General features: G+C 72.5%; 18 protein-coding genes. 12 read left to right on the top strand and 6 right to left on the bottom strand.

Annotated elements, in window-relative coordinates; genetic code table 11:
• Positions 1–74: 74 nt before the first annotated feature.
• Positions 75–848 (bottom strand): ankyrin repeat domain-containing protein, encoded by a 774-nt coding sequence (locus ACFWWU_RS19085; RefSeq protein ID WP_384146606.1) that lies wholly within the window; start codon positions 846–848, stop codon positions 75–77.
• A gap of 171 nt (positions 849–1,019) precedes the next feature.
• Here ACFWWU_RS19085 and ACFWWU_RS19080 point away from each other — a divergent pair, with 171 nt between their 5' ends.
• Positions 1,020–2,588 carry a polysaccharide lyase family 1 protein gene (locus ACFWWU_RS19080; protein ID WP_384146603.1) on the top strand — a complete coding sequence of 523 codons (1,569 nt, stop codon included), beginning with the start codon at positions 1,020–1,022 and terminating at the stop codon, positions 2,586–2,588.
• 82 nt (positions 2,589–2,670) lie between these two features.
• Here ACFWWU_RS19080 and ACFWWU_RS19075 read toward each other — a convergent pair whose 3' ends face one another.
• On the bottom strand, positions 2,671–3,351 hold the full coding sequence (locus ACFWWU_RS19075) for a hypothetical protein (RefSeq protein WP_384146600.1): 681 nt from the start codon (positions 3,349–3,351) through the stop codon (positions 2,671–2,673).
• A 372-nt stretch (positions 3,352–3,723) separates the two neighbouring features.
• Here ACFWWU_RS19075 and ACFWWU_RS19070 point away from each other — a divergent pair, with 372 nt between their 5' ends.
• Together ACFWWU_RS19070 and ACFWWU_RS19065 are read left to right on the top strand one after the other, a co-directional pair.
• Positions 3,724–4,419 (top strand): beta-glucanase, encoded by a 696-nt coding sequence (locus tag ACFWWU_RS19070; RefSeq protein WP_384146737.1) that lies wholly within the window; start codon positions 3,724–3,726, stop codon positions 4,417–4,419.
• A gap of 111 nt (positions 4,420–4,530) precedes the next feature.
• Positions 4,531–4,785 carry a LapA family protein gene (locus ACFWWU_RS19065; protein ID WP_384146597.1) on the top strand — a complete coding sequence of 85 codons (255 nt, stop codon included), beginning with the start codon at positions 4,531–4,533 and terminating at the stop codon, positions 4,783–4,785.
• Between the two features lie 49 nt (positions 4,786–4,834).
• On the opposite strand, the gene ACFWWU_RS19060 is transcribed toward ACFWWU_RS19065, so the two are convergent.
• Both ACFWWU_RS19060 and ACFWWU_RS19055 read right to left on the bottom strand, forming a co-directional pair.
• Positions 4,835–6,031, bottom strand: coding sequence for an aminotransferase class V-fold PLP-dependent enzyme (locus tag ACFWWU_RS19060; RefSeq protein ID WP_384146594.1), 1,197 nt, complete (start codon positions 6,029–6,031; stop codon positions 4,835–4,837).
• Positions 6,028–7,998: a hypothetical protein gene (locus ACFWWU_RS19055; protein ID WP_384146591.1), complete on the bottom strand. Its 1,971-nt coding sequence runs from the start codon at positions 7,996–7,998 to the stop codon at positions 6,028–6,030. The genes ACFWWU_RS19060 and ACFWWU_RS19055 overlap by 4 nt, the downstream gene beginning before the upstream one ends.
• A gap of 208 nt (positions 7,999–8,206) precedes the next feature.
• Here ACFWWU_RS19055 and ACFWWU_RS19050 point away from each other — a divergent pair, with 208 nt between their 5' ends.
• The 7 genes from ACFWWU_RS19050 to ACFWWU_RS19020 all read left to right on the top strand — a co-directional run bounded on the left by ACFWWU_RS19050 (position 8,207) and on the right by ACFWWU_RS19020 (position 16,383).
• The gene (locus ACFWWU_RS19050; protein WP_384146588.1) at positions 8,207–9,601 is read left to right on the top strand and encodes an ABC transporter substrate-binding protein; all 1,395 of its coding nucleotides are present in this window, start codon (positions 8,207–8,209) and stop codon (positions 9,599–9,601) included.
• Positions 9,598–10,509: a carbohydrate ABC transporter permease gene (locus tag ACFWWU_RS19045; RefSeq protein WP_384146585.1), complete on the top strand. Its 912-nt coding sequence runs from the start codon at positions 9,598–9,600 to the stop codon at positions 10,507–10,509. Before ACFWWU_RS19050 ends, ACFWWU_RS19045 begins: the two co-directional genes overlap by 4 nt.
• Complete coding sequence (locus tag ACFWWU_RS19040; protein WP_384146582.1) at positions 10,506–11,339, top strand: carbohydrate ABC transporter permease; 834 nt, start codon at positions 10,506–10,508, stop codon at positions 11,337–11,339. Before ACFWWU_RS19045 ends, ACFWWU_RS19040 begins: the two co-directional genes overlap by 4 nt.
• Before the next feature lie 8 nt (positions 11,340–11,347).
• Positions 11,348–13,153: a glycoside hydrolase family 36 protein gene (locus ACFWWU_RS19035; protein ID WP_384146579.1), complete on the top strand. Its 1,806-nt coding sequence runs from the start codon at positions 11,348–11,350 to the stop codon at positions 13,151–13,153.
• Positions 13,150–14,145, top strand: a complete 996-nt coding sequence (locus ACFWWU_RS19030; RefSeq protein ID WP_384146576.1) for a LacI family DNA-binding transcriptional regulator — start codon at positions 13,150–13,152, stop codon at positions 14,143–14,145. Before ACFWWU_RS19035 ends, ACFWWU_RS19030 begins: the two co-directional genes overlap by 4 nt.
• Before the next feature lie 35 nt (positions 14,146–14,180).
• On the top strand, positions 14,181–14,855 hold the full coding sequence (locus ACFWWU_RS19025) for a GntR family transcriptional regulator (RefSeq protein ID WP_384146573.1): 675 nt from the start codon (positions 14,181–14,183) through the stop codon (positions 14,853–14,855).
• Between the two features lie 160 nt (positions 14,856–15,015).
• On the top strand, positions 15,016–16,383 hold the full coding sequence (locus tag ACFWWU_RS19020) for an amidohydrolase family protein (RefSeq protein WP_384146570.1): 1,368 nt from the start codon (positions 15,016–15,018) through the stop codon (positions 16,381–16,383).
• 92 nt (positions 16,384–16,475) lie between these two features.
• On the opposite strand, the gene ACFWWU_RS19015 is transcribed toward ACFWWU_RS19020, so the two are convergent.
• Positions 16,476–17,267, bottom strand: a complete 792-nt coding sequence (locus ACFWWU_RS19015; RefSeq protein ID WP_384146567.1) for a hypothetical protein — start codon at positions 17,265–17,267, stop codon at positions 16,476–16,478.
• 236 nt (positions 17,268–17,503) lie between these two features.
• Here ACFWWU_RS19015 and ACFWWU_RS19010 point away from each other — a divergent pair, with 236 nt between their 5' ends.
• On the top strand, positions 17,504–18,529 hold the full coding sequence (locus tag ACFWWU_RS19010) for a LacI family DNA-binding transcriptional regulator (RefSeq protein ID WP_384146564.1): 1,026 nt from the start codon (positions 17,504–17,506) through the stop codon (positions 18,527–18,529).
• A gap of 64 nt (positions 18,530–18,593) precedes the next feature.
• Here the strand turns inward: ACFWWU_RS19010 and ACFWWU_RS19005 are convergent, their stop codons facing one another.
• Complete coding sequence (locus ACFWWU_RS19005; RefSeq protein WP_384146561.1) at positions 18,594–21,404, bottom strand: glycosyl hydrolase; 2,811 nt, start codon at positions 21,402–21,404, stop codon at positions 18,594–18,596.
• Positions 21,405–21,667: 263 nt separating this feature from the next.
• Between ACFWWU_RS19005 and ACFWWU_RS19000 the strand changes: the two genes are divergently transcribed.
• Entirely contained in the window at positions 21,668–22,978 is a 1,311-nt protein-coding gene (locus ACFWWU_RS19000) for an extracellular solute-binding protein (protein WP_384146558.1), read from the top strand.
• Positions 22,979–23,008: the final 30 nt, after the last annotated feature.

Genomic DNA, 23,008 nt, shown 5'->3' with positions numbered 1-23,008 from the left:
CGGGTGAGCTGACGGTGCGGGTGAGCTGACGGTGCGGGGCGGGTAGGGACGGCGGCGGCCGACCGGGAGGGCCGTCAGGGCCGATCGGCCTCCGCCACCTCCGCGCGGGTGCGCGCCCCGTTGGCCGTGAGCCAGGCGACGACCTCCGCGCCGTGCTCGGCCTCTCCGGCACGGGCGATGTCGAGCGGGGTGAGGCCGCCCCAGCCGATCCGGTCGAGGGGCGCTCCGGCGGCGCGGAGCAGGACGGCGGTGGAGAGCCGTCCGCCCTGGCAGGCGCCCCAGAACGCCTCGGCGATCTCTTCCGGGGACAGCGGCGGTGCGACGCGGAGACGGGCCTCGACCAGCTCGTCGAGCCCGAGCGTCGCGGCGTCCTGGAAGGTGGGCCGGGCGCCCAGTTCGAGCAGGCGGCGGGCCGCGCGCCACTGCCCGAAGGCGCGGGCGTCGGCCAGCGGCGTCCCGCCCGCGATGACGGCTCCGTCGGCCTCGATGTCGGCACCCGCGGCGACGAGGGCGTCGATCATCGGGACGTCGTCGTTGCTCGCCGCCCAGTGGAGGGGCGTCTCGCGGTGCGCCCCGGTGAAGCGGGCGTCCGGGTCGGCACCGGCCGCGACCAGGACGGCGACGGTCTCGGGTCCGCGGGGCACGTGGCCGGGCCAGTCGGTGGCCAGGTGCAGCAGGCTCCGCCCGCCGGGGCCGTGTCCTTCCCGGTCCTCGACGACCCGGGCGACGGCGAGGCCGGGATCGCCGGCGAGCAGGCGGCGCAGCGCGTCGAGGTCGCCCGAGCGGATCGCGTCGGTGACGGCGACGGCCACGGGGTCCCGGGAGCGCAGCGAGCGCGGAGTCGGCATACGGACATGGTGCCGCACGGATCCGGGCGATTCCCGCCGTGCGCGGAGCCTTGTCAGCCCCGCGGCCCGACCCTATCCTCGCCGACAGAAAGCGCTTTCCACGTTTCCGCGGGAGCCCGGCATGCGGGGCCGGCTCCCGTACCCCGACGACGAACAAGGAAGGCGACGATCATGAGACGACCAGTCGCACGACGACTCCAGGCGGCGCTGGCCGCGTTGGCCCTCGCGGCCGCGACAGGGGCCGTCCTCTCGGCACCCGCGGCATCGGCGGCGACCGGTGGCGCCACCGGCTACGCGACGCAGAACGGCGGGACCACCGGCGGCGCCGGCGGGCAGACCGTGCGGGCCACCACGGGGACCGCGATCCACGCGGCCCTCTGCGGCCGGGCCACCAGCAGCACACCGATCACCATCGAGGTCGAGGGAACCATCAACCACGCCAACACCAGCCAGGTGTCGGACGGCAGTTGCAGCACCGCCGCCGGGGTGATCGAGCTCAAGCAGATCAGCAACGTCACCCTCGTCGGCGTCGGCTCCGGAGCCGTCTTCGACCAGCTGGGCATCCACATCCGCGCGGCGAGCAACATCGTCATCCAGAACGTGACCGTACGGAACGTCAAGAAGTCCGGCTCGCCCACGTCCAACGGCGGTGACGCCATCGGCATGGAGAGCGACGTCCGCAACGTCTGGGTGGACCACGTCACCCTGGAGGCCTCGGGCGGCGAGTCGGAGGGCTTCGACGGCCTCTTCGACATGAAGGACAACACCCAGTACGTGACGCTGTCCTACAGCGTCCTGCGCAACTCCGGCCGGGGTGGCCTCGTCGGGTCCAGCGAGAGCGACCTCTCGAACAGCTTCATCACCTACCACCACAACCTGTACGAGAACATCGACTCCCGCGCGCCCCTCCTGCGCGGCGGTACGGCCCACATCTACAACAACCACTACGTGAGCCTCAACGAGTCCGGCATCAACTCCCGGGCCGGGGCCCGCGCCAAGGTCGACCACAACTACTTCGAGGACTCCAAGGACGTCCTCGGCACCTTCTACACCGACGCGGCCGGGTACTGGCAGGTCAGCGGCAACATCTTCGACAACGTGACCTGGTCGAGCCCCGGAGCCGAGAACAACCCGGCGGGACCGGACCCGCAGTCCAACACCACGGTGGCCATCCCGTACGCCTACACGCTCGACGCGGCGAACTGCGTACCGAGCGTCGTGAGCCGGACGGCGGGCGCCGGCAAGGGCCTCCAGGTGTCGGACGGCGCATGCTCGCCCCAGACGCCGACACCGACCACTCCGGCGCCGACGACTCCCACCCCCACGACCCCCACCCCCACTCCGACTCCCACTCCGACGTCGTCCCAGCCGAGCGGGACGAACCTCAGCATCGGGGCCGGGTCCGACGGGACGAGCAAGGCCGACGGGACGAGCTACGGGAACGTGCGGGACGGTGACCTGAACACCTACTGGTCGCCGGCCGGTGCGACCGGTTCCGTGTCGATCAAGTGGGGTTCCCCCACCGCCGTGTCCAAGGCCGTCATCAAGGAGGCGGCCGGCTCCACGGGCCGGATCGGATCCTGGCGGGTCCTCAACGCCGACACCGGGGCCGTCCTGACCTCCGGCAGCGGCGCGGGGGTCATCACCTTCGCCCGGACCACCCTGAGCAAGGTGACCTTCGAGATCACCGGCTCGTCGGCGACACCTCGGGTCGCCGAGTTCGAGACGTACGCCGGATAGCGGCGCCGCCTCACCTCCACACCGCCTTACCGCCCGCCGGGCCCGGATTCCCCGGGCCCGGCGGGTCGCGTGTCGTCCCGGCTCAGCTCACGAACTCCCGGTCGCCGTAGCGCACCTGGGCCTCGTTCCAGTCGGCGCCGAGCGCGGCCGTGAACTTCCGGGCCAGTGGCAGGTCGGCGACCGGGGCGATGAGGATCAGCCGGCCGTCGAGGGTGACCGAGCCGCCGCCGAGCTTCTCGCGGGCCTCGGCGTCCGCGAGCAGCGCCGCGCGCAGATCGCCCGGGGTGACCCCCGGGACCTCGATCTCGACGGCGTCGGTCTCCGGCGACGTCCGTGGCAGGCAGCGGAAGGTGAGCACGGCCTCCTGGTCGTACTGCTTGGCGATGACGCCCGCGATGTGGTGCAGCCCGTCGCGCCCGACCCTGTTCACGTCGAACTCGCGCGACCGCTCGTACGTGGCCTGCTTCAGGTCGGTGGACCAGAAGACGCCGTCCAGGAGCTCCGAGGCGCCGGGCCGGGCACCATGGGCCCTGATGACGGCCCGTACCTCGTGGCCGAACCGCGTCAGCCGGGTATCGAGCCGGGGGTCCTCGGGATCCGTGATGATCGCGGTGTTGTCGGTGGCGAAGAGCTCCGCGGTGGTGCGGCAGCGTTCCTCGCCGGGGCTCGCGTACGTGCTCGGTGTGCCCGCGATCCCCAGCATCAGGGCGGCGACGGCGGTGGTCAGGACGCGGTGCTTCCGCGGGGCGGTGGTGTGGTTCATGGCGTGATCAACGAGGCGGGGAGGCGGGCGTTGCGTGATCCGCGCCCGGGGCCCATCGGGCCGGGTGGAGCTGCGCGGGCCCTGGACGAGGAGTCCGCGAGGCGTCGAATTCCTCGTCGGCGGAGACGGAGGCGAGGCTCTCGGCGGCCTGGAGGATCGCGGGGTGCACGTCGGGCCGTTCAACGGATGGGCCGTATCCGCTCGACCCGGAGCGTCGGCCGGGGATCGGATCGTGACGCATTGTCGCCAAAAGGGCACGTTCCGCTGCCGGACGGTGCATGGTGGACGGGTCGCCCGAGGGCCGAGTGGGTGCCCGTACGAAAGGAGCGTGCCGTGCTGTCCGACTTCTTCGACCGCCTGCTGCGCCGGGAAGTGCGTTCCGGCTCCGGAGGCGGTACGCACGCGCCGCCGCGCGCCGCCGGGACCCTCGTGCTCGACGCGGACTTCTCCTCCGCCGAGCAGTGGACGGCGGGCCGTTCCTGGGCCTATCCCGACGGCGGCCCGACCAATCCGGGGGACGACAAGCTCGACCACCTGACGGCGGACCCCGCCTACAGCCGTACGGGACTGTTCCGGGCGACCCGCCGCGCGGACGGCGACTGGGACACCGGACTCCTCACGACCGAGGGCAGCCCGGAGGGCTTTCTGGTGCGGGCGGAAGACGTCCTGGAGGCCCGGGTGCGGCTGCCCGAGGAGACGGGCGCCTGGCCGGCGATCTGGACCTGGCTCGACGGCGGGCAGGAGGTCGACGTCTTCGAGTACCACCCTGACAACCCGGACCTGCTGGAGCTGTCGAACCGCGTCCGGGGGCGCCACCACTACTTCCGGGACCCCGCCGTCCGGCCGGGGGCGTGGGTCGACCTCAGGGTCGAGTTCGGCGCCCGTTCCGTGGTGTGGTGGGTCAACGGCGCGCGGGTCTTCAGTGACGGGCGCGGGGTGGGACGCTCCTGGCGGGCCCACCTCATCGTGAACCTCTCGGTCTGCGCCGGGCGCTACCACCCGGCGCCGGACGCCGCCGCCTCGGCGATGTCCTACGAGGTGGCGGCGCTGCGCGTGTACCGGGGGTGAGGGAGCACGAGGGGTGCGCGGCGACACGAGGGGGCCAAGCTCCTCCGTCGAGCTCCTCCGGCCAAGCCCCTCCGGTCGAGGGCTGACCGGTTTGGGAAGACAATGGGGGACATGGCACAGAACGCACCTCCACGACACGGCCCCTCGAAGCTGACCGTCAAGGGCCGGGACATGCGGCTCCGCACCATCGGATTCCTCGTGCTCGCGGGTCTCGCGATCTGGTTCATCGCGGCCAACACCGGGTCGGTCAGCATCCGGCTGTGGATCCCCACCGTCACCCTGCCCCTCTGGGTGGTGCTCACGGTCACGCTTCTCGTGGGCATGGTCCTCGGACTCTTCATCGCCCGACGGCGAGCCAGGCGCTGACCGCCTCGCCCGGCTCGCCGTACCGCCACGGTTCCTTGAGCCGCTCCCCTCAGCCGCGAGCCAGCAGGTCGCGCAGGCCGACGGCGAGGCGTTCGTACTCCTCGGGCCGGTTGTAGATCTGCCCCGAGATGCGGATTCCGCCGCCACCGGGCCAGTTCCAGACGAGGACGCGGCAGCCGAGCCGGGCGGCGATCTCCTCGCGCAGCGCGACCGCCTCCGGCGGCGTGCGGGCGAGGCCGCCGGGCAGGCGCAGCGACCGCATCGCCAGACCCTCGCCGTACGGAAGCGGTGTCATGCCCGGGATCTCGTCGAGCAACTCCGCTCCGTAGCCCACCAGTTCCGCGTTGTGGGCACGCACCCGGTCGCCGCCGAGCCCGGCGACGAGGTCGAGTCCCTCGGGCGCGGCGAGCCAGCCGGTGTAGTCGACGGTGGCGCGGAACTCCACCGCGCGGGGGAAACCGCGGTCGTCCTCCCACGAGGGGACGGGCGCGGCGACCCGGGCCCGATGGGCGGGGGCCACCGCGAGGACGCCGCTGCCCGCCGGCGCGTACGCCCACTTGTGCAGGTTCCCGAACCAGAAGTCGGGTTCGCCCGCGAGCGGTTCGGCGAGCATGCCCGGGGCGTGGGCGCCGTCGACCACGGTGGTGATCCCGCGCTCGCGGAGTCCGGCGAGCAGTCGGGGGGTGGCGAGCGGCCGGGCGGTGGGCGAGCTGATCTGGTCGATCAGGACCGCCCGCGTACGAGGAGTGAGCGCGGCGAGCACCGCCTCGCGCACCGCGTCCTCGTCCGGGAGGCCGGGGTCGAGGGCGACGGTGACCGTCCGGGCGCGGCGGGCGGCCGCCGCGACGACCGTGCCGTAGCCGTGGTCGGTGACCAGGATCTCGTCGTCGGCGTCCAGGCGCAGGGCGTCGAGGGCGAGGTTGGCGGCCTCGGTGGCGTTGGCGACGAACGCGATCCCCTCGGGGTCGGCGCCCAGGTGGGCCGCGACGCGCCCCCGGGCCACGGCGAGACGGTCGGGGACGCCGAGGAAGAAGGCGTCGGGGTCGGCCATGGCCTCCTCGGACAGGCGCCGTTGGGCCTCGGCGACCGGGACGGGTACCGCGCCGAAGGAGCCGTGGTTGAGGTGGGCGACCGCCGGGTCGAGCCGGAACAGCCCCGCCCCGCCCGGGAATTCCCCTCCCGGGCCACCCCGAACGCCCCGGACGCCCTGTCCCGCCCCTCCCGGCGGTACGGCGGACGCGGTCATCGGACCTCGACGGTGACGGTCCGGCCGGGGGCCACGCGCGTGCGGACGACGGTGTAGGTCGCCCCGTCCACGACCTCGGTGCGGGCCGCCGTGACCACCCCGTCGACGGCGACGGCGGCGTGGGCGCCGGGGAAGCGGGCCACCCAGGTGTACGGGGCGCTGCCCGAGGCGTGGGTGAGGGTCGAGCGGCGGTCCGTGTCGTGGCGCAGGGTGAAGGCGGAGTCGCCGACGCGCAGGTCCTCGATGCTCAGCCACTCCATGCCGGCGGGCAGCCGCGACTGGGTGGCGAGGGTGCGGGCGGGGGCGTTCGGGGTGACGCCCATCAGGCCCTGGACGGTCTGGCCGACGAGGGTGAAGGAGACCTCGGGATAGTCACCGTTGGTGCCCTGACGGGAGTTGACGTGCTGGACGTCCTTCTGGGCGTAGATGTGGCGCATCCACTTCCAGGCGGTGTCGGCACGGTTGTTGGTGAGGAAGGTGTCGGGGAGGTAGGTCAGGGCCTCGATGTTGTGGGGGCGTCCGTCGCCTTCGGCCTGCTCGTCGATGTAGTCGAGGTAGGCCTCGCGCCGGTCCCCGGGGGCGACGATCTGCTTCATCGGCATGAACCAGCTGTTCTCCTTGCCCCAGCCGGTCAGGGCGCGCCCGTCGGTGGTGTAGCCGCGCACCATGTCGGCGCCCGAACCAGTGCCGCTCCAGGTGGAGTTGAAGTACGCCTTGAGTTCGCGGGCCCGGCGCTCGAAGAGGGCCGCGAGCTGGTGCTCGCCCTTGGCGCGGGCGAGGGAGGCCATCGCGCGGTAGGCCTGGTACTGCGAGCCGATGGCGTCGCCGGCCTCGGCGAGCGGTTCGTCGCTCTGCTCGTTGTAGCTCGCGACGCCTTGGAAGATGCCCTTGCCGGTGCCCTCGGCCACGCTCACCCGGCCGTTGTCCTTCTTCCCGTCGTGAAGGGTGACGAACTCCTCGGTGGCGTGGCGGTAGAACTCCCACAGGGCGGGGTCGTCGAGGTAGGCGGGGTCGCCGCTCCAGCGGTACGCCTCCTCGGCCTTCTGGACCAGTTCGAAGGGGGCGGGCACCTCCCGGACGAAGAGGCTCGGGCCGCGGTAGTCGATGGAGAGGTAGGAGCGGTTGTCGAAGTTGAGGGCCCACACCGGGTAGTAGGCGTGCTCGGCGGTCGCGGAGGCGGCGAAGGCGCGCAGCATCTCCTTGTTCTCGGTGTGCAGGCCGAGCACTCCGGCGCCGGAGAGCTGGTGGGCCATGTCGCGGGAGTAGTAACCGCTGCGGTTGGCGTAACCCGCCCAGTAGGAGGGGGCGTAGACGCCGGTGCCGGTGCCGCCGGTCTGGCGCTCGTCCGCGTCGAGGGGGCCCTGGGTGCCGGGCAGGTGCACCCAGCTGTTGGCCTTGCCCTTGGCCCAGTCGAACATCTCGACGATCTCGGGGTCGCTGGAGGAGACGCGGGGGTCGGCGGGGGCGGCCGGGGAGACCATCACGTCGTCGACGTTGACCCAGCCCTCCCCCGACTCGAAGGCGATCTCCAGCCGATCCCCGGGGGTGAGGGCGATCCTGCCGAGGGTGTGGCGGCGGTAGTTGGCGGCGGCGGGCAGGGTCCGCTCGGCGACGGTGGCGCCGTTGGTCCGGAGGACGTACCGGCCGCCGGGGCCTCCGGTGGCGATCCACGCGGAGACGAGGTAGCCGCCGTGGCCGGTGGCCGTCACGGTCTGGGAGACCTTCATGCCGGTGCCGGCGTCGAGGTAGGCCAGCCGCTTCCCGGCGTGCGGGTAGTTGCTCGCGACGCCGGTTCCGGAGGTGAACTCCCAGCCGCCACCGCCTTGTTCGAAGCCGGGATCGGCCACGGTCAGCACGGCGGGGGCGGGGGCGGGGCCGGACGGGGAGGCCACCGCCGGGGATCCGCCCGCGGCGAGCGAGGCGAGCAGGGCGACGGCGGACAGCAACGACAAGCGGGAACGCGTCATGAGGGGTCTCTCCCGGATCGGGGCGGGTCAGGTCGGGGCTGGGCGCGCGGCACGCTAGCAACAGCAGCTGAAGGATTGCAATGGTTCTGTCAAAGCCCGAACGTCGACCAAACTGAAAGTTTTCACTGAAGTATTGCAAGTCGAGAGATCACCCTTGTAATGTCCGGCCCCGTCAAGTTCCGCGACGGTGCGAGCGAGGGGATCCGGCATGACGGACCAGCAGAGTGGAAGACAGCCGGGGCGCCGGCAGGTACTGCGCGGCGGCAGCGCCCTGGCGGCGGCCGGGCTCGGCGGACTCGGCCTCACCGGCCTGACGACGCTCACCGGCTGCTCGGGCAGCGGCGACACCGGCGCGGGCGGTTCGGGCGCCGCCGGGGACCCCCGCAAGGGAAAGATCACGGTCTGGTCCTGGCAGGGCCCGGCGGCACAGCTCAAGGCGCTGATACCGGAGTTCAACAAGACGTACCCGGACATCCAGGTGACCGTCGAGGACATCGGCAACCCCGCGATCTGGGACAAGATCACGGCCGGTCTCGCCGCCGGCGGCCAGGGCCTCGCCGACGTCCTGCACATCGGCGTCGACTACCTGCCGGGCTACGTCGAGCGCTTCCCCGGCGGCCTCGCCGACCTCGCCCCGCTGGGCGCCACCGCCCACAAGGACGCCTTCGCCTCCGGTCTTTGGCAGACCGTCTCCCCCGACGGCAAGCACGTCAACGCCCTTCCCTGGGAGGCCAATTCGGCGGGGTTCTACTACCGGGCCGACCTTTTCGAGAAGGCCGGGGTCGACGTCGGCGCGCTCCAGACCTGGGACGAGACGATCGAGGCCGGCAAGCAGCTCAAGGCGCGCACGGGCGTCCATCTCCTCGGCATCGACAAGCCGGCCTCGCAGCCCGACGCCGCCAACTTCTTCCAGATGCTGCTCCAGCTCCAGGGCGCCTTCTACTTCGACCTGGAAGGCCGCATCACCCTGGACTCCCCGGAGGCCGTCCGGGCGATGACGCTCATCAAGACCATGAACGACGCCGGGCTCGTCAGCAATCTGGCCGGCGGCTGGAACGCCCTGATGAGCTCCCTGAAGCGGGGCACCGCCGCCGTACTGCCCTGGCCCACCTGGTTCGGCGGGATCATCGAGGAGCAGGTGCCCGGCGAGGCGGGCAAGTGGAAGGTCCGGCTTCCCCCGGCCGTCCGCCGCGGCGGCCCCACCGCGGCCACCGTGAACTCCACCCACCTCGCGGTCGCCGGCAGCAGCGAGCACCAGGCGGCGGCCTGGTCCTTCGTCGAGTTCGCGCTGACCCGCCCCGCCTCCCAGGTGCGGATCTACCGGGGCAAGGGCATCGCGCCCGCGCTCCTCAAGGCCTACGACGACTCCGTCTTCCACGAGCCTTCCGCCTTCTTCAGCGGGCAGCGCAAGGGCGAGATCTTCCTCGGCGCCCTCAAGGCGCCCGGCTCCGCCGTGAACTACACGGCCGACTACGCCCGCGCCCTGAAGCTCGTCACCGACGCCCAGTCGAAGGTGCTGCTCAAGGGCGCCGACCCGGCGAAGGTGCTCGGCGAGGCGGCGAGCGAGCTGGCCCGCCAGACCGGCAGGAAGAACGTGCGATGACACCGAGCACGCCCGCGGCCGTCGCGCCCCGCCCCGCCGCGCGTCGGCGCGGGCGGTGGGGCACGGCCGCCCCGTACCTCTTCGTCCTGCCCGCGGTGCTGCTCTTCGCCGCGTTCAAGCTCTACCCCATCGGCTGGTCGTTCCTCCTCAGCCTGCACCGCACGGTGGGCGGCACCGAGACGTTCGTCGGTGCCGACAACTACGCACGTCTCGCCGACGACCCGCTGTTCTGGACCGCGCTGCGCAACACCGGGGTGATCCTCGTCGTCCAGGTACCGCTGATGCTGGCGCTCGCCACCGGGCTCGCGGTCGCCCTCGACTCCACCCTGCTGCGCGGCCGGCCCGTCTTCCGGCTCGGCTTCTTCCTGCCGATGGTCACGGGCCTCGTCGCGTACGGCATCGTCTTCTCCGTCCTCCTCAACGAGGAGTACGGGCTCGTCAACTGGCTGTTCGGCCTCGTCGGCATCGACCCCGTGCCCTGGCTGACCGAAGGGCTGTGGGCCCGTATCTCCCTGGGCCTCGCGCTGACCTGGCACTACACCGGCTACAACGCCGTGATCCTGCTCGCCAGGCTCCAGACCATCCCGGCCGAGCTCTACGACGCGGCCGCCGTCGACGGCGCCGGGGCGCTGAGCGCCTTCCGCCACGTCACGCTGCCCGGGCTGCGGCCCGCGCTGCTCCTCACGACGGTCCTGTCCACCATCGGCACGCTCCAGCTCTTCGACGAGCCGTACGTCCTCACCGGCGGCGGGCCCGACAACGCGACCCTGACCATCGGCGTGTACCTCTACCAGAACGCCTTCAAGTACTTCGACTTCGGTTACGCCTCCGCCGTCGCGTACGCCCTCACCGTCCTCGTCGGAGTCCTCGGCCTGATCCAGTTCCGCCTCCTCGGGGAGAAGTCGTGACCGCCCGCACCCGCCATCCCGGCCGGAGCATCCTGCTCACCTCCGGGCTCGCCATCGTCCTGGCCGCCGTCGCGGTTCCCTTCTACTGGCTGGCCGTCGGCGCCACCCACAGCTCGCAGGAGATCTTCGACAGCCCGCCGCCCCTGCTGCCCGGCGGGCACCTCGGGGAGAACCTCGCCACCCTCCAGGAGACCGCGGACTTCGGCCGGGTCGTGCTCAACTCCCTCGGCATATCGGTCGTCTACACCCTCCTCGCGGGAGTGGTGTGCACCCTCGCCGGATACGGCTTCGCCACGTACCGCTTCCGCGGCCGCGAGGCTCTGTTCGGGCTCCTCATGCTCGGTCTCGTCGTGCCCGCGCAGATCACGCTCGTCCCGCTGTTCAAGATGATGGCCGAGCTGCACTGGCTCAACACCTACCAGGCCGTCATCGCCCCCAATCTGGCCCTGCCCTTCGGCATCTTCCTGATGCGCCAGTCGATGGCCGCGCTGCCGAAGGAGCTGCTCGACTCGGGCCGGATGGACGGCTGCGGGGAGTTCCGGCTGTTCTGCCGCGTCGCCCTTCCCCCGATGCGCCCGGCGCTCGCGGCCCTCGCCCTGTTCCTCTTCCTGTACCAGTGGAACGACTTCATCTGGCCGCTGATCGTCCTGCGCGACGACAGCACGTTCACCATCCCGGTGGCGCTCGCCTCGCTCCAGGGCCTGGACGAGACCGACTACGGCGCCATCCTGACCGGCACCGCCATCGCCGCCGTACCGATGGCCATCGTCTTCCTCGCCCTCCAGCGCCACTTCGTGTCCGGGCTCCTCGCGGGCGCGGTGAAGGAATGAGCACCCCGATGACTCAACAGCAGCAGACCGCACAGACACAGCAGCCTGATCACGCCCCCGCCGTCGTGACCACCGCGCACGCGGCCCCCGCCCCCGTCGAGCCGCTGCTCGACGACGTGTCGATCGCCGTCCTCGCCCCCGGCCACCCCGGCGTCCGCCCCCAATGGGAGCTGGCCTCCCTCCCCGACGGGCTGCGGATGCTGTCCGTCCGGGCCGACGGGGTGCCCGTGGAGATCCGTCTCTCGGTGCCTCTCGGCGACGCCACGGGCTACTGGCATCCCCAGGGCGACTGGCGGCGCACGGTGGTGGCCGACTGGGAGGGACTCAGCCGCGTCTGCCTGGTCGACGGACCCGCCGTCGGCTGTCTGTACGAGCACTCCGGCGCCACCCTCCTCGCCTTCGCCGCCGCCGACCCGGTCCCCGAGGCCACGGTCCGTTTCGGCGTCTCGGAGGAGAACGACACCCACGTCGTCCATCTGACCCTGCCGGCCGCCGCGGAGCCGCACCGTCTGCTGCTCGTCCCGCGCGCGCCCTCCGTCGCCGCCGCCATGCGGCCGTTGCGCACGTGGTTCGCCGCCGCCCACCCGCCGATGCCGGTGCCGGACGCGGCCCGCCTCCCCGTGTACTCCACCTGGTACGCCTTCAACCAGGACGTCACGGCCGAGGCGATCGAGGCGCAGGCGGGTCCGGCCGCCGAGCTGGGCTGCGGGGTGCTCATCCTGGACGACGGCTGGCAGCGGTTCGGCAACGGCCGGGGCTACGCCGGCTGCGGCGACTGGGAGCCGGACCCCGCCAAGTTCCCCGACCTCGGTGGCCATGTGGCCCGGGTGCGCGACCGGGGGCTGCGCTATCTGCTCTGGGTGGCGCCGCTGCTGATCGGCCCCGAGGCCGACTGCCACGACCGCTGGGCGTCCTCGGCGCCCGCCCGGGCCACCGTGCCGGGCGCCTTCGTGCTCGACCCGCGCCTCCCCGACGTCCGGCGGCATGTCGTCGACCTGTGCGTCTCGCTCGTGCGCGACCACGGCATCGACGGTCTCAAGCTGGACTTCCTCGACCAGGCGGCGGTCTACGCGGGCGACGGCGGCGCGGACGTCGGCCGGGCGATGACGGAGCTGCTCACGGAGGTGCGCCGGGCCCTGGAGTCCGTGCGGCCCGAGCTGCTGCTCGAACTGCGCCAGCCGTACGTCGGCCCCGGAATGGCGCCGTTCGGGAACATGCTGCGCTCCAACGACTGCCCGGCGGACGCGACCGCCAACCGGGTGCGGACGCTCGACACCGGGCTGCTCGCGGTGGGCGGGGCCGTCCACTCCGACATGGTGATGTGGTCCCGCTCCGCGCCGGTCGAGGCGGTGGCCCGCCAGCTGATCGGGGCGCTGCACGCGGTCCCGCAGATCTCCGTACGCCTGGACGAGGTGCCGCCGGAACACCTGGCGACCGTCCGGTTCTGGCTCGGGCGCTGGCACCTGCACCGGGAGCTGCTGCTCGACGGGGAGGTGGAGCCCGGACGGCCGGACGAGCTGTACCCGCTGGTGGTGGCGGCGCGTGGCGACGAGTGCCTGGTGAGCGTGCACGGCGACCGGGTGGTGGACCTCGACTTCGCCGCGTACCGCCGCTTCCACCTGGTCAACGGCTCGGACCGGGACCGCCTGATGGTGGAGGTCACCGGGGGCGGCGGCCGGGTGGTTGCCCGGGTCCACGGGCCGGACGGCCGTATGATGAATGATCCGCTGTCGCTCCTGTCGGACGGGCCCCGCTCCCTGGCCGTCCCGCGGGGCGGTCTGGTTTCGCTCGTACTCACGGAAGGACCGCGATGAAGGTCGGCATCACCGACGTCGCAGCCCACGCACAGGTCAGCGAGGCCACCGTCAGCCGGGTGATCAACCGACGGCAGGGCGTGTCGAAGAAGACCCGCGAGGCGGTCGAGCAGGCGATGGCCGAGCTCGGCTACGAGCGGGCCACGCAGGGACAACTGGTCGCGGTGGTGACGGAGTTCGTCTCCAACCCGTTCTTCGCCGACGTCGCCGAGCGGATCGAGTCGGCGCTCGCCCCGCACGGTCTCAAGACGGTGCTGTGCCCCGTCTTCCCCGGCGGGGTCCAGGAGTTGGACTTCCTCACCTCCCTCGTCGACAAGGGCGTCGCGGCCGTCGTCTTCCTCTCCGCGTCCAACACGGTGGAGGGCGCGGACACCGACGGGTACGAGCTGCTGCGGCAGCGCCGCGTCCCGTACGTCGGGATCAACGGCGAGTTCGCGGACGGCGTGCCGGCCCCGGTCTTCTCCACCGACGACGCGCTCGCCGCCGAACTGGCCGTGGACCACCTCCACCGCCTCGGCCACCGGCGCATCGGCATGGCATCGGGCCCGGCGGGGAACCGGCCCGCCGACCGGCGGGTGCGGGGCTTCGTCGAGGCCATGGGCCGGCGCGGCATCGACGGCGCGGAGGGCTGGGTCGTCCGCCAGTCCTACAGCGTGGAGGGCGGGCAGGCCGCGGCCTCGGCCCTCGTCGGCCTGGGCGCCACCGGGATCGTCGCGGCCAGCGACTTCATGGCCCTGGGCGCCGTGCGCGGGATCCGCCGCCAGGGTCTGTCCGTGCCGGGGGACGTCTCGGTGGTGGGTTACGACGGGTCGACGGTCACCGAGTTCACCGACCCGGCCCTGACCACGGTCCGCCAGCCCGCCGACCGTCTCGCCCTGGAGGTGGGCCGCAGCGTCCTGGCCCTGGTCAGCAACCGGGAGGTGCCGACGGGCGAGCTCCTCTTCGACCCGGAGCTCGTCATCCGCGCCTCGACGGGCCCCGCGGCCCCGTAGGGGCGGCGGGCGCCGAACGGAAAGGGACTCGGCCAGTGACGGAGACCGGCAAGGCCGGAGCGGCCTCGCTCAGCGCGCGGGCGCGTGAGGCCGTGTTGCAGCGCATCGTCGACCGGCGGTACGCGCAGGGCGCGCGGCTCGTCGAGCGGGAGGTCGCCGAGGAGCTCGGCATGTCCCGCGTCCCCGTGCGCGAGGCGCTGCGCGCGCTCGTCGCCGAGGGCCTCCTCGAACTGCTCCCGCACAGCGGGGTGCGGGTGCGGCGCCTCGAACGCGTCGACGTGGACCACCTGTACGAGGTCTGGGAGCCGCTCGCGGTCCAGGCGTCGCGGCTCGCGGCGCGCGCCCTGGCCGCGGGCCCCACCGAGGGCCGCACCGCGGGGCTCGCCGCGCTGGAGGCGACGCTCCGGCAGGCCGAGTCGGCGGCGGCGGCCGGCGAGGGGACGCGCGAGGTGGCCGCCCACACGGCGTTCCACGAGGGCATCGTGGAACTGGCGGGCAATCCGCTGCTCGCCCGCACCATGGAGCAGCTGAGCTGGCAGTTGAGGCTGTTGTTCGGACTGCGCGAGGAGCCCGCGCACATGCGGGCCCAGCACGCCGAGATGTTCCGGCACATCGCCGCCGGGGACGCGGAGGCCGCGGCGGCGAGCACGCTGCTGCACGTACGGGACAGCAGGGCCGTCGCGGCGCGCTCCCTCTTCGGCGACGCCTGAGAGTATTTGTATACCAGAACGGATTCGACGCCACCCCTCCGACGTGCGCGAACATCGCGACGTGCGGATTTCGTCGACTGTCGATCACGCCCTTGTCCGGCGCCATTCGCTTGGTATACAAAAACGAGGAGCCCACCGGCCCACTCCCCAAGGAGCTCCCATGCCCGTCGAAGGCACCCCGTCACCCTCCTCGTCCGCCCCCGGCGCCCTCTCCCGCCGCACGATGCTCGCCGGTGCCGCCGCCCTGGCCGGTACGACGGCCGCGATGGCCACCACCACGACCTCCGCCCACGCCGCGGCCCCGTCGCACTCCGAGGCCGCCGTGTCAGGCGCCGCGGGCCGCCGCGCCAAGGCGGTGGTCTTCCGCGACGTCCGCCCGTTCGGTGCGGCGAAGGCCACTGACCTCGTGGTCGTCGACGGCCGCGTCACGAACGGCCCGGCGCCGCGCGGCGCGAAGGTCGTCGAGGGCGGCGGCCGGATCGCGCTGCCCTCGCTCGTGGACGCGCACATCCACCCCGACAAGACGACCTGGGGCGGCTCCTGGGTGTCGCGGCGCCCCGCGAGCGGCATCGCCGACTACGTCGCCCAGGACGTCGAACTGTTCCGCGCCCAGCGCCGCCCCGTCGCGGAACGCGCGTACGGGCTGATGTCCCACGCCGTCACCCGGGGCACACGGGCGATGCGCGCCCACGCCGATGTCGCCCCGGCCTACGGCCTGGCCGGAGTGGAGGGCGTGGCGGAGGCCCGCGAGCGGCTCCGGCACGCGCTCGACGTCCAGATCGTGGCCTTCCCGCAGCACGGCGTCATCCGTACGCCCGGCACGGCGGCGCTGCTTGAGCGGGCGGCGCGCGAGGGCACGATCGACATGATCGGCGGCATCGACCCGATCGGGTTCGACCAGGCCCTCGACGCACAGCTCGACGTCGTCTTCGGCATCGCGGACCGCCATGGCGTCGGCGTGGACATCCACCTCCACGACCAGGGCGAGAAGGGCGTCAAGGCGATGCGCGGCATCATCGACCGCACGCGGGCCCTGTCGCTCGCCGGCAAGGTCACCGTCAGCCACGTCTTCTGCCTGCCGGGCCTGTCGGACCGCGAACTCGGCTCCCTCGCCACCGACCTGGGCGACCAGGACATCGCCCTCACCACGGTGGCGCCCTCCGACTCGCTGGTGCTGCCGATCACCCGGCTGCGCGAGCACGGGGTACGGGTCGGGCTCGGCTCCGACGGCGTGCGCGACTCGTGGAGCCCGTTCGGCAACGCGGACATGCTGCACCGCGCGCAGCTCCTGGGGTGGGTGCGGGACGTACGCCTCGACGAGGAGCTGGAAGACTGCTACCGCGTCGCGGCCCACGGCGGCGCGGACGTCATGGGCCTCGCGCACGCCGACCTCACGCCCGGCGCCCCGGCCGACTTCGTCCTCGTACGGGGCGAATGCCTGCCGCAGGTCGTCGTGGACATGCCCCAGCGGGACATGGTCGTGCACGGCGGCGCCGTGGTGGCCCGCAACGGCGAGTTCCTCGACTGACCCCGGGTGGCGGTCCGCCCTCTCCCGTTCCGCCCCTCCGGTCCGCCCCTCCGGTCCGCCCTCCCCGTGCCGCTCCTCCGGTCCGCTTCGGATCAGCCGTTGGGCCAGGTCGCGGCGACCAGCTTCGCCCGGATCACCTGCCACTGCGCGGCCATGTCGTGCACCAGGTACAGGTCCCTGCCGCGGGTCCACGGCTGCCCGGACTCGGCGTCGTAGACGTGCGGCATGGCGAAGCCCCGGGGGGCGTACGCGGTCATGCCGCGGTCCCGGGTGGTCTGGACGCACCGCTTGTGGTGGTCGCGGAAGCCGACGACGCAGGCGGTGCCGATGCCACCGGGCAGCTCGCGGCGTGCTGCGGCGACCTGGGCGGCCACGCCGTCCGTGCTCAGATAGGTGATCGTGCCGTCCGGCGCGATCACCGGCTCGATCGCCACGACGTCGGTCATGCCGTGGTCGGCCTCCAGGAAGCGGGCGATCTCCCACTGGGCGTAGACGGGGACGTCGCGCGCGGCGCGGATCCGGGCGACCGTCGAGGCCAGCTCCTCGTTCACGGGCCCCGGCTCGGGCAGCGTCTTCGCGGGGTCCCCGCCTCCGGCGGCCGGCCGGTTGCCGAACCCGTACGCGACGACGAAGTCCACGGCGGCCAGCGGCGCCGTCTCCGGCTCCCAGTCGAAGCCCACGTCGAGGAGGTGCGGCACGAGCTCCTTCGCCACCGCCCTGTCCCCCAGCTCACGGGAGAGCACGGGAAGCATGTGGCGCGCGAGCCCCGCCGCCCCCGTCGGCACGGCCCCGGCGGCCGGAGCCGCCTGGGCCGGGGTGGCGGCCAGTACGGGCGGTGCGGCGAGAGCGGCGGTCAGCGCGGCGGCGAATCGGCGGCGGTGCACGTCAGGTACAGCCCTTCGGGAACGGCCGACCGGGCGCCGGCACGCCTCGCATGCTCGTTACACCGAACAACCGCCCCGTGAATCCGCGATGGCCACCACCTTGCGCCCACAGGTCGGCCTGCTCGTCGAGGAAGACCGGACATTCGTCTTGGGAGCGCTCTCAACACCTGAGCGGTACAGATATCCTGGTCGGCGTCGGACCGCAGCTCAGCAGACGCAGACGAGGAGCGACCGCCTTGCCCGATCAGACCACGGGGTCCCGCCCCACGCTGGAAGCCGTCGCCGCACGCGCCGGTGTGTCCCGCGCCACGGCTTCCCGTGTCGTCAACGGGGGTGCGGGCGTCCGCGCTCCGCTGGTCGACAAGGTGAACAAGGCGGTCGAGGAGCTCGGCTACATCCCGAACCACGCGGCGCGCACCCTGGTCACCCGGCGCAACGGCGCGGTGGCCGTGATCATCGAGGAGCCGGAGTTCCGGATCTTCTCCGATCCGTTCTTCGAGCAGCAGGTGCGCGGTATCAGCCGGGAGTTGACGGCGTACGACTCCCAGCTGGTGCTGCTGTGGGTGGAAGGTCCGGGCGACCACGAACGGATCGCGCGCTATCTGGGCGGCGGGCACGTCGACGGGGCGCTCGCGTTCTCCCTGCACAGCGACGACGCGCTGCCCGCCCTCATCGACCGGGCCCGGATCCCGGTGGTGTTCGGCGGGCGCCCCGCCCCCGGCACCGACCCGGCCGTGCCGTTCGTCGACTGCGACAACCGCGGCGGCGCCCGGGAGGCCGTGGGGCATCTCGTCGGCCTCGGCCGACGGGCCGTCGCCCACATCGCGGGGCCCCGGGACCAGACGTCCGCGGTCGACCGGCTCCACGGCTACCACGACGTCCTTCCCGACGCCGATCCGGACCTCCTGTGCCAGGGCTCCTTCACCGAGGAGAGCGGCGCCCGCGCGATGGCCGAACTCCTCGACCGGCGGCCGGACGTCGACGGTGTCTTCGTCGCGAACGACCTGATGGCTACGGGTGCGCTCCGTACCCTGCGGGAGCGCGGGATGCGGGTCCCCGAGGACGTGGCGGTCGTCGGCTTCGACGACATGGCCTCGGTGGTCGACCGGGCCACGCCGGCCCTGACGACGGTCCGTCAGGACATCGAGGGCATGGGCCGGTTGATGGTCAAGCTGCTGATGCGACTGCTCGACGGACCCGGCGGCGCGGTTCCCGGCTCCGTGATCACCCCGACGTCGCTGGTGCTCCGCGACTCGGCCTGAGGGAACGCGCGGAGCGGCGGGCCCGGAGGTGTCCCCGGGCCCGCCGCTCCTGTGGGGTGTCGGGTCAGTCGTACGGGATGACGACCACGGACCGGTCCGTGCCGGTCTGGACGCGCGCGTCCCCGTTCCCGATCGCGCTCCACACCTCAAGGCGGACGGTCCCGCCGTTCAGGTTGCCGAGCGCCCCGGTGGCGGACTTGAGGCCGCGGGACTGGGCGTACTCCTCCCAGCCCGTGACCGGGTCGGTCGCGAAGTAGTGGTACGTCTCCGTCCGTTCGAAGGTGCCGTCGCCGGTGAGGTCGTAGCTGATGCGGGCCTGCTGGCCCAGGCCGACGGCCGTACCGGCGTCGAGCTGGAGGCGGAAGGAGGTGGAACCGCCCGCCCTGAGTGTGCCGTTGACGCCCTTCGCCTCGTAGACGACCGGACGGTTCGGGGTCCCGTCGTGGTTGCCGCCCTGCGCCGAGAGGACGGTGTCGCTGCCCGCCGTGGCACCGGTGGCCGTGGTGAGGGTGCCGCCGGTGCGGAGCTGGAAGGTGTTCCCGGTGCCGGGTTCGGGGTCGGGATCCGTACCGCCGCCCGTGCCGTTGCCCGTGGCGGTGGAACGCGCGGGAACCGTCAGGGACTTGCCGTCGGAGAAGGTGACCGTGCGGGCGGTCGATCCGTGGTTGTGGGCCACGTACGTCCGCGTCGTGCCCTTGGTGAAGACGGCCGAGGTGGGGAGCGACCCGGTGACGGAGGCGTCGGGGGCGCCGAGCGTGCCGAGGGTGGTGAGCCAGTGGTAGGTGTGGGCCTTGGACTCCCCCGCCTCCGGGGTGTATCCGGCATGGCCCGCGTCCCACTTCGCCTTCGCGGCGGCCGGGTCGGCGAAGGACTGGAACTCCCAGAGGATGTCGCGCCATTCGACGGCGGGTCCGCCGTTCTCGCGCTCCAGCTCGGCGATGTTGCGCCGGATGGCGTCCTTGTGTCCGCCCAGGTGGAGTGAACCACCGGTCACGGGGAGGACGTTGATGCCGTGGATCTCCTCGGGGTTGGCGGTCCACCAAGTGGCGTAGGCGGCGCCGCTGCCCCACACCATGCCGGCCGTGTCGTGCTGGAAGCCGGCGGGGAAGACCTGCTGGTCGGCGTCGAACCAGTACTGGGCGATGGCCTCGCCCTCCGTGGTGAGGAGGTACGTGCCGAGGTCGCGCAGCCGGGTGTCACCGGTGGCCGCGCCCCACAGGACGAGCGCCGCGCTGAGGTTGGTCGACTCGGAGGAGGACTCCTGGTTGTTTCCGGCGGCGAATCCCTGGTGGCCGCTGGCCCAGCTGTGTCCGGCGTAGACGTCGAAGCCGCGCAGGAAGGGGTAGGCGCCGTCGGTGCGGCTGGGGTTGGCGGTGTCGCGGACCAGGGTCTTCACCATGGAGCCCCAGGCGGAGTCGGCGGCCCAGGCCGGGTCGTACTGGGCGACGATCGCGGCCGCGTAGACGTAGTAGCCGTAGTGGAAGTGGTGGTCGTTGAGTTCGGTGTCGCTGCCGTAGGAGGCCGGATAGCCCGTGAGGGTCTTCCACGCCTGGTCGTAGGAGAACTCGCTCGCCCCGCCGGCCGTGAACCAGTCCTGGAGGCGACCCTTCATGAGCCCGAGGAGCTTGTCGCGGATCGCGCCCTCGCCGATCTGGTCGGCGAGCGGCACCAGTTGGGCGAGCTTGCCGAGGGCCTTGCCCGTCCAGTACGTGTCGACGGCGCCGGAGAAGGGGTCGGAGGAGTTCGCGACCTCGTTCAGGTAGCCGCGCAGCCGGGCCGTGTCCACGCCCGCGCCGCCCGGGAGGCCGGGCAGGGTGGCGGCCGCCTTCTGGGTGGTGGTGAAGGAGGCCGACTCCCGGACCTTCATGGTGCCGCGGGGCGAGACGTACGTGTACGGGGTGAGCGGGTCGGTGGTGTGCAGCCACTGGTGCCGGTAGAGCGCCTGGAGGGTGCCGCGCTCGGCGCCCTCCTTCGCCTCGGTGGTGAGGCCGTAGGTGGCCCGGACCGTGCCCGCGTCGTAGCTCCAGTTCACCGTGGATCCGGTGACGAAGCTGTACGCGTACTTCCGGTAGGTCGCGAGCGCGTCGGTGGAGGGCAACACCGCGACGGAGAAGTAGTCCTTGCCGCCGAGGCCGGCCGTCACGGTGGAGCCCGAGACGGTCCAGTCGGTGCCGCCGGGCGCGAAGAGGGCGTAGTGGTGGCCCGCGACGGTGATGCCGAGGACGTTGCCCTGGTCGGCGAAGACGGTGGGCGCGGTGGCGGTGGTGATCCGGGCGTCGCCGCCCGTGCCCTTGGCGTACACGAAGGGCATGCCGTGGCCGATGGTGGTGCGCAGGGTGCGCGCGCCGTCGGACCAGTAGGGGGTGACGGTCCAGTCGGACCAGGCGTCGACCTTCGTGTCGGGCGAGTTGAGCCCGGTGAGGCCGAGGGTCAGGTCGCGCTTGTGGGCGTACTCGTACTGGCGGCCGTCGCCCACGACGGCGGCGCTGGTCGGGTAGCCGATGTCCAGGCCGCCGGCGGTGGCCTGGTAGGTGAGCGGATGGCCGTACATGGGGGTGGAGTACGGGTTGTCCCCGTAGCGCTGGAAGGCCAGGGAGGACCACCAGTCATTGGTGGGCACCGGCTTGCCCTGGGCGGCGGCGGTGACCTTGGGGGTGACCGGCGCGCCGGTGTTGGTGGTGGGGCCGGAGGTGCCGGCGGGGCGGGTGTCGGAGTAGCTGCCGGCGCCCACGGGGACGGTGGCGGCGGCCGCGGGGGCGGCGGCGGGGCCGAGTCCCAGGGCGGCGAGGGCGGAGACCAGGGCCAGTACGGCGACCGGCCGGGTGCGAGGGGAGGGACGGCTGCGGGGAGTGAGCCTGGTGCGGGGGGCTGGCATGAACGGCACCTCATGTCGTCACGACGGATCGAGCACGGACAGCCTTCGAGAGCGCTCTCAAGCGCACCGAATGGCCGAAAACGTAAAACTCTCGAAACCTGGGTGTCAAGAGAGGGGACACGGACGGCAGTTGGGCCCGAGTCCAAGCCGTTACGCCTTCAAGTCTTGACGGGACACCCGGAGCGCAGGCACGCTCCAACCGCATTCTTGAGAGCGCTCTCAACCAGTTCTCTCGCTCGCCCCGGAGCCAAGGGAGGCCCCCCATGCCCATCGACCGAGCCGCCAGATCCACCACCGTCGCCGTCCGCCTCGGCGCGGTCGCCCTCAGCGGGGCGCTGCTGGCCGCCTGCGGAGGTTCGTCGGACGGGGCGGCCACGGACGGCGCGGGCGGAGAGGTCACGATCACCGTCGACCTCTTCGGCTCCTTCGGCTACAAGGAAGCCGGGCTCTACGCCGAGTACGAGAAGCTCCACCCCGGCATCACCGTCAAGCAGACGGACACGGAGGACGAGGCCGACTACTGGAAGTCCCTCCAGACCCGGCTCGCCGGCGGCGGCGGTCTCGCGGACGTCCAGGGCATCGAGGTGGGCCGGATCGCCTCCGTCACGCAGCAGCAGGCCGACAAGTTCGAGGACCTGAAGAAGTACGGGGCGGACGGCCTCATGGCGCAGTTCGCCGAGGCGAAGTGGGCAGCGGCCACCGGGAAGAACGGCGAGGTCCTCGGACTCGGCACGGACGTCGGCCCCGAGGCGATGTGCTACCGCAAGGACCTCTTCGCGAAGGCCGGGCTGCCCACCGACCGCGAGGCGCTCGCCAAGCGGTGGTCCACCTGGGACGGCTACCTGGAGCTCGGGAAGCAGTACAAGGCGAAGGCCCCCGGCAAGAGCGCCTGGCTCGACAGCGTCGGCAGCCTCTACTCGATCATGATCGGCCAGGAGGAGGAGCGGTACTACGACGCCTCCGGGAAGCTGATCTGGGAGGACAACCCCGCCCTGCGCGCCGCCTGGGACCACTCCGTCCAGGCGGCCGAGGACGGGCTGAGCGCCGAACTCGACCAGTGGTCCCCGCAGTGGAACCAGGCCTTCGCCGCCGGTTCCTTCGCCACGATCCCCTGCCCCGCCTGGATGCTCGGCTACATCAAGGGCCAGGCCGGCGAGAGCGGCAAGGGCAAGTGGGACGTCGCGGCGCTCCCCGGCGGCGCGGGCAACTGGGGCGGCTCCTACCTCGCCGTACCGAAGGCGGCGCGGCACAAGAAGGAGGCGTACGAGCTGATCAAGTGGCTCACCGCGCCCGAGCAGCAGACCAGGCTCTTCGAGAAGCAGGGCAACTTCCCCTCCTCCACCGGCGCGATCGAGAAGGTCGCCGCCGCCACGGACCCGTACTTCTCGAACGCGCCGATCGGCAGGATCTTCGGTGACGCGGCGAAGGCGGCCCCCGTCCAGGTCCTCGGCGTGCACGACCAGAACATCGCCCAGCAGATCACCAACGCGCTGAGCGAGGTCGAGCGCAAGGGCACCGCGCCCGGGAAGGCGTGGGAGAACGCGCGGAAGGGTGTCGCGAACACCCTCGGCTGATCCCGGTGCCGGACGGGCGGCCCGCTCCCC

This window comes from Streptomyces sp. NPDC058650, assembly GCF_042717315.1.
Classification (GTDB): Bacteria; Actinomycetota; Actinomycetes; order Streptomycetales; family Streptomycetaceae; genus Streptomyces.
This window is presented reverse-complemented; position numbering and strand designations above follow the sequence as displayed.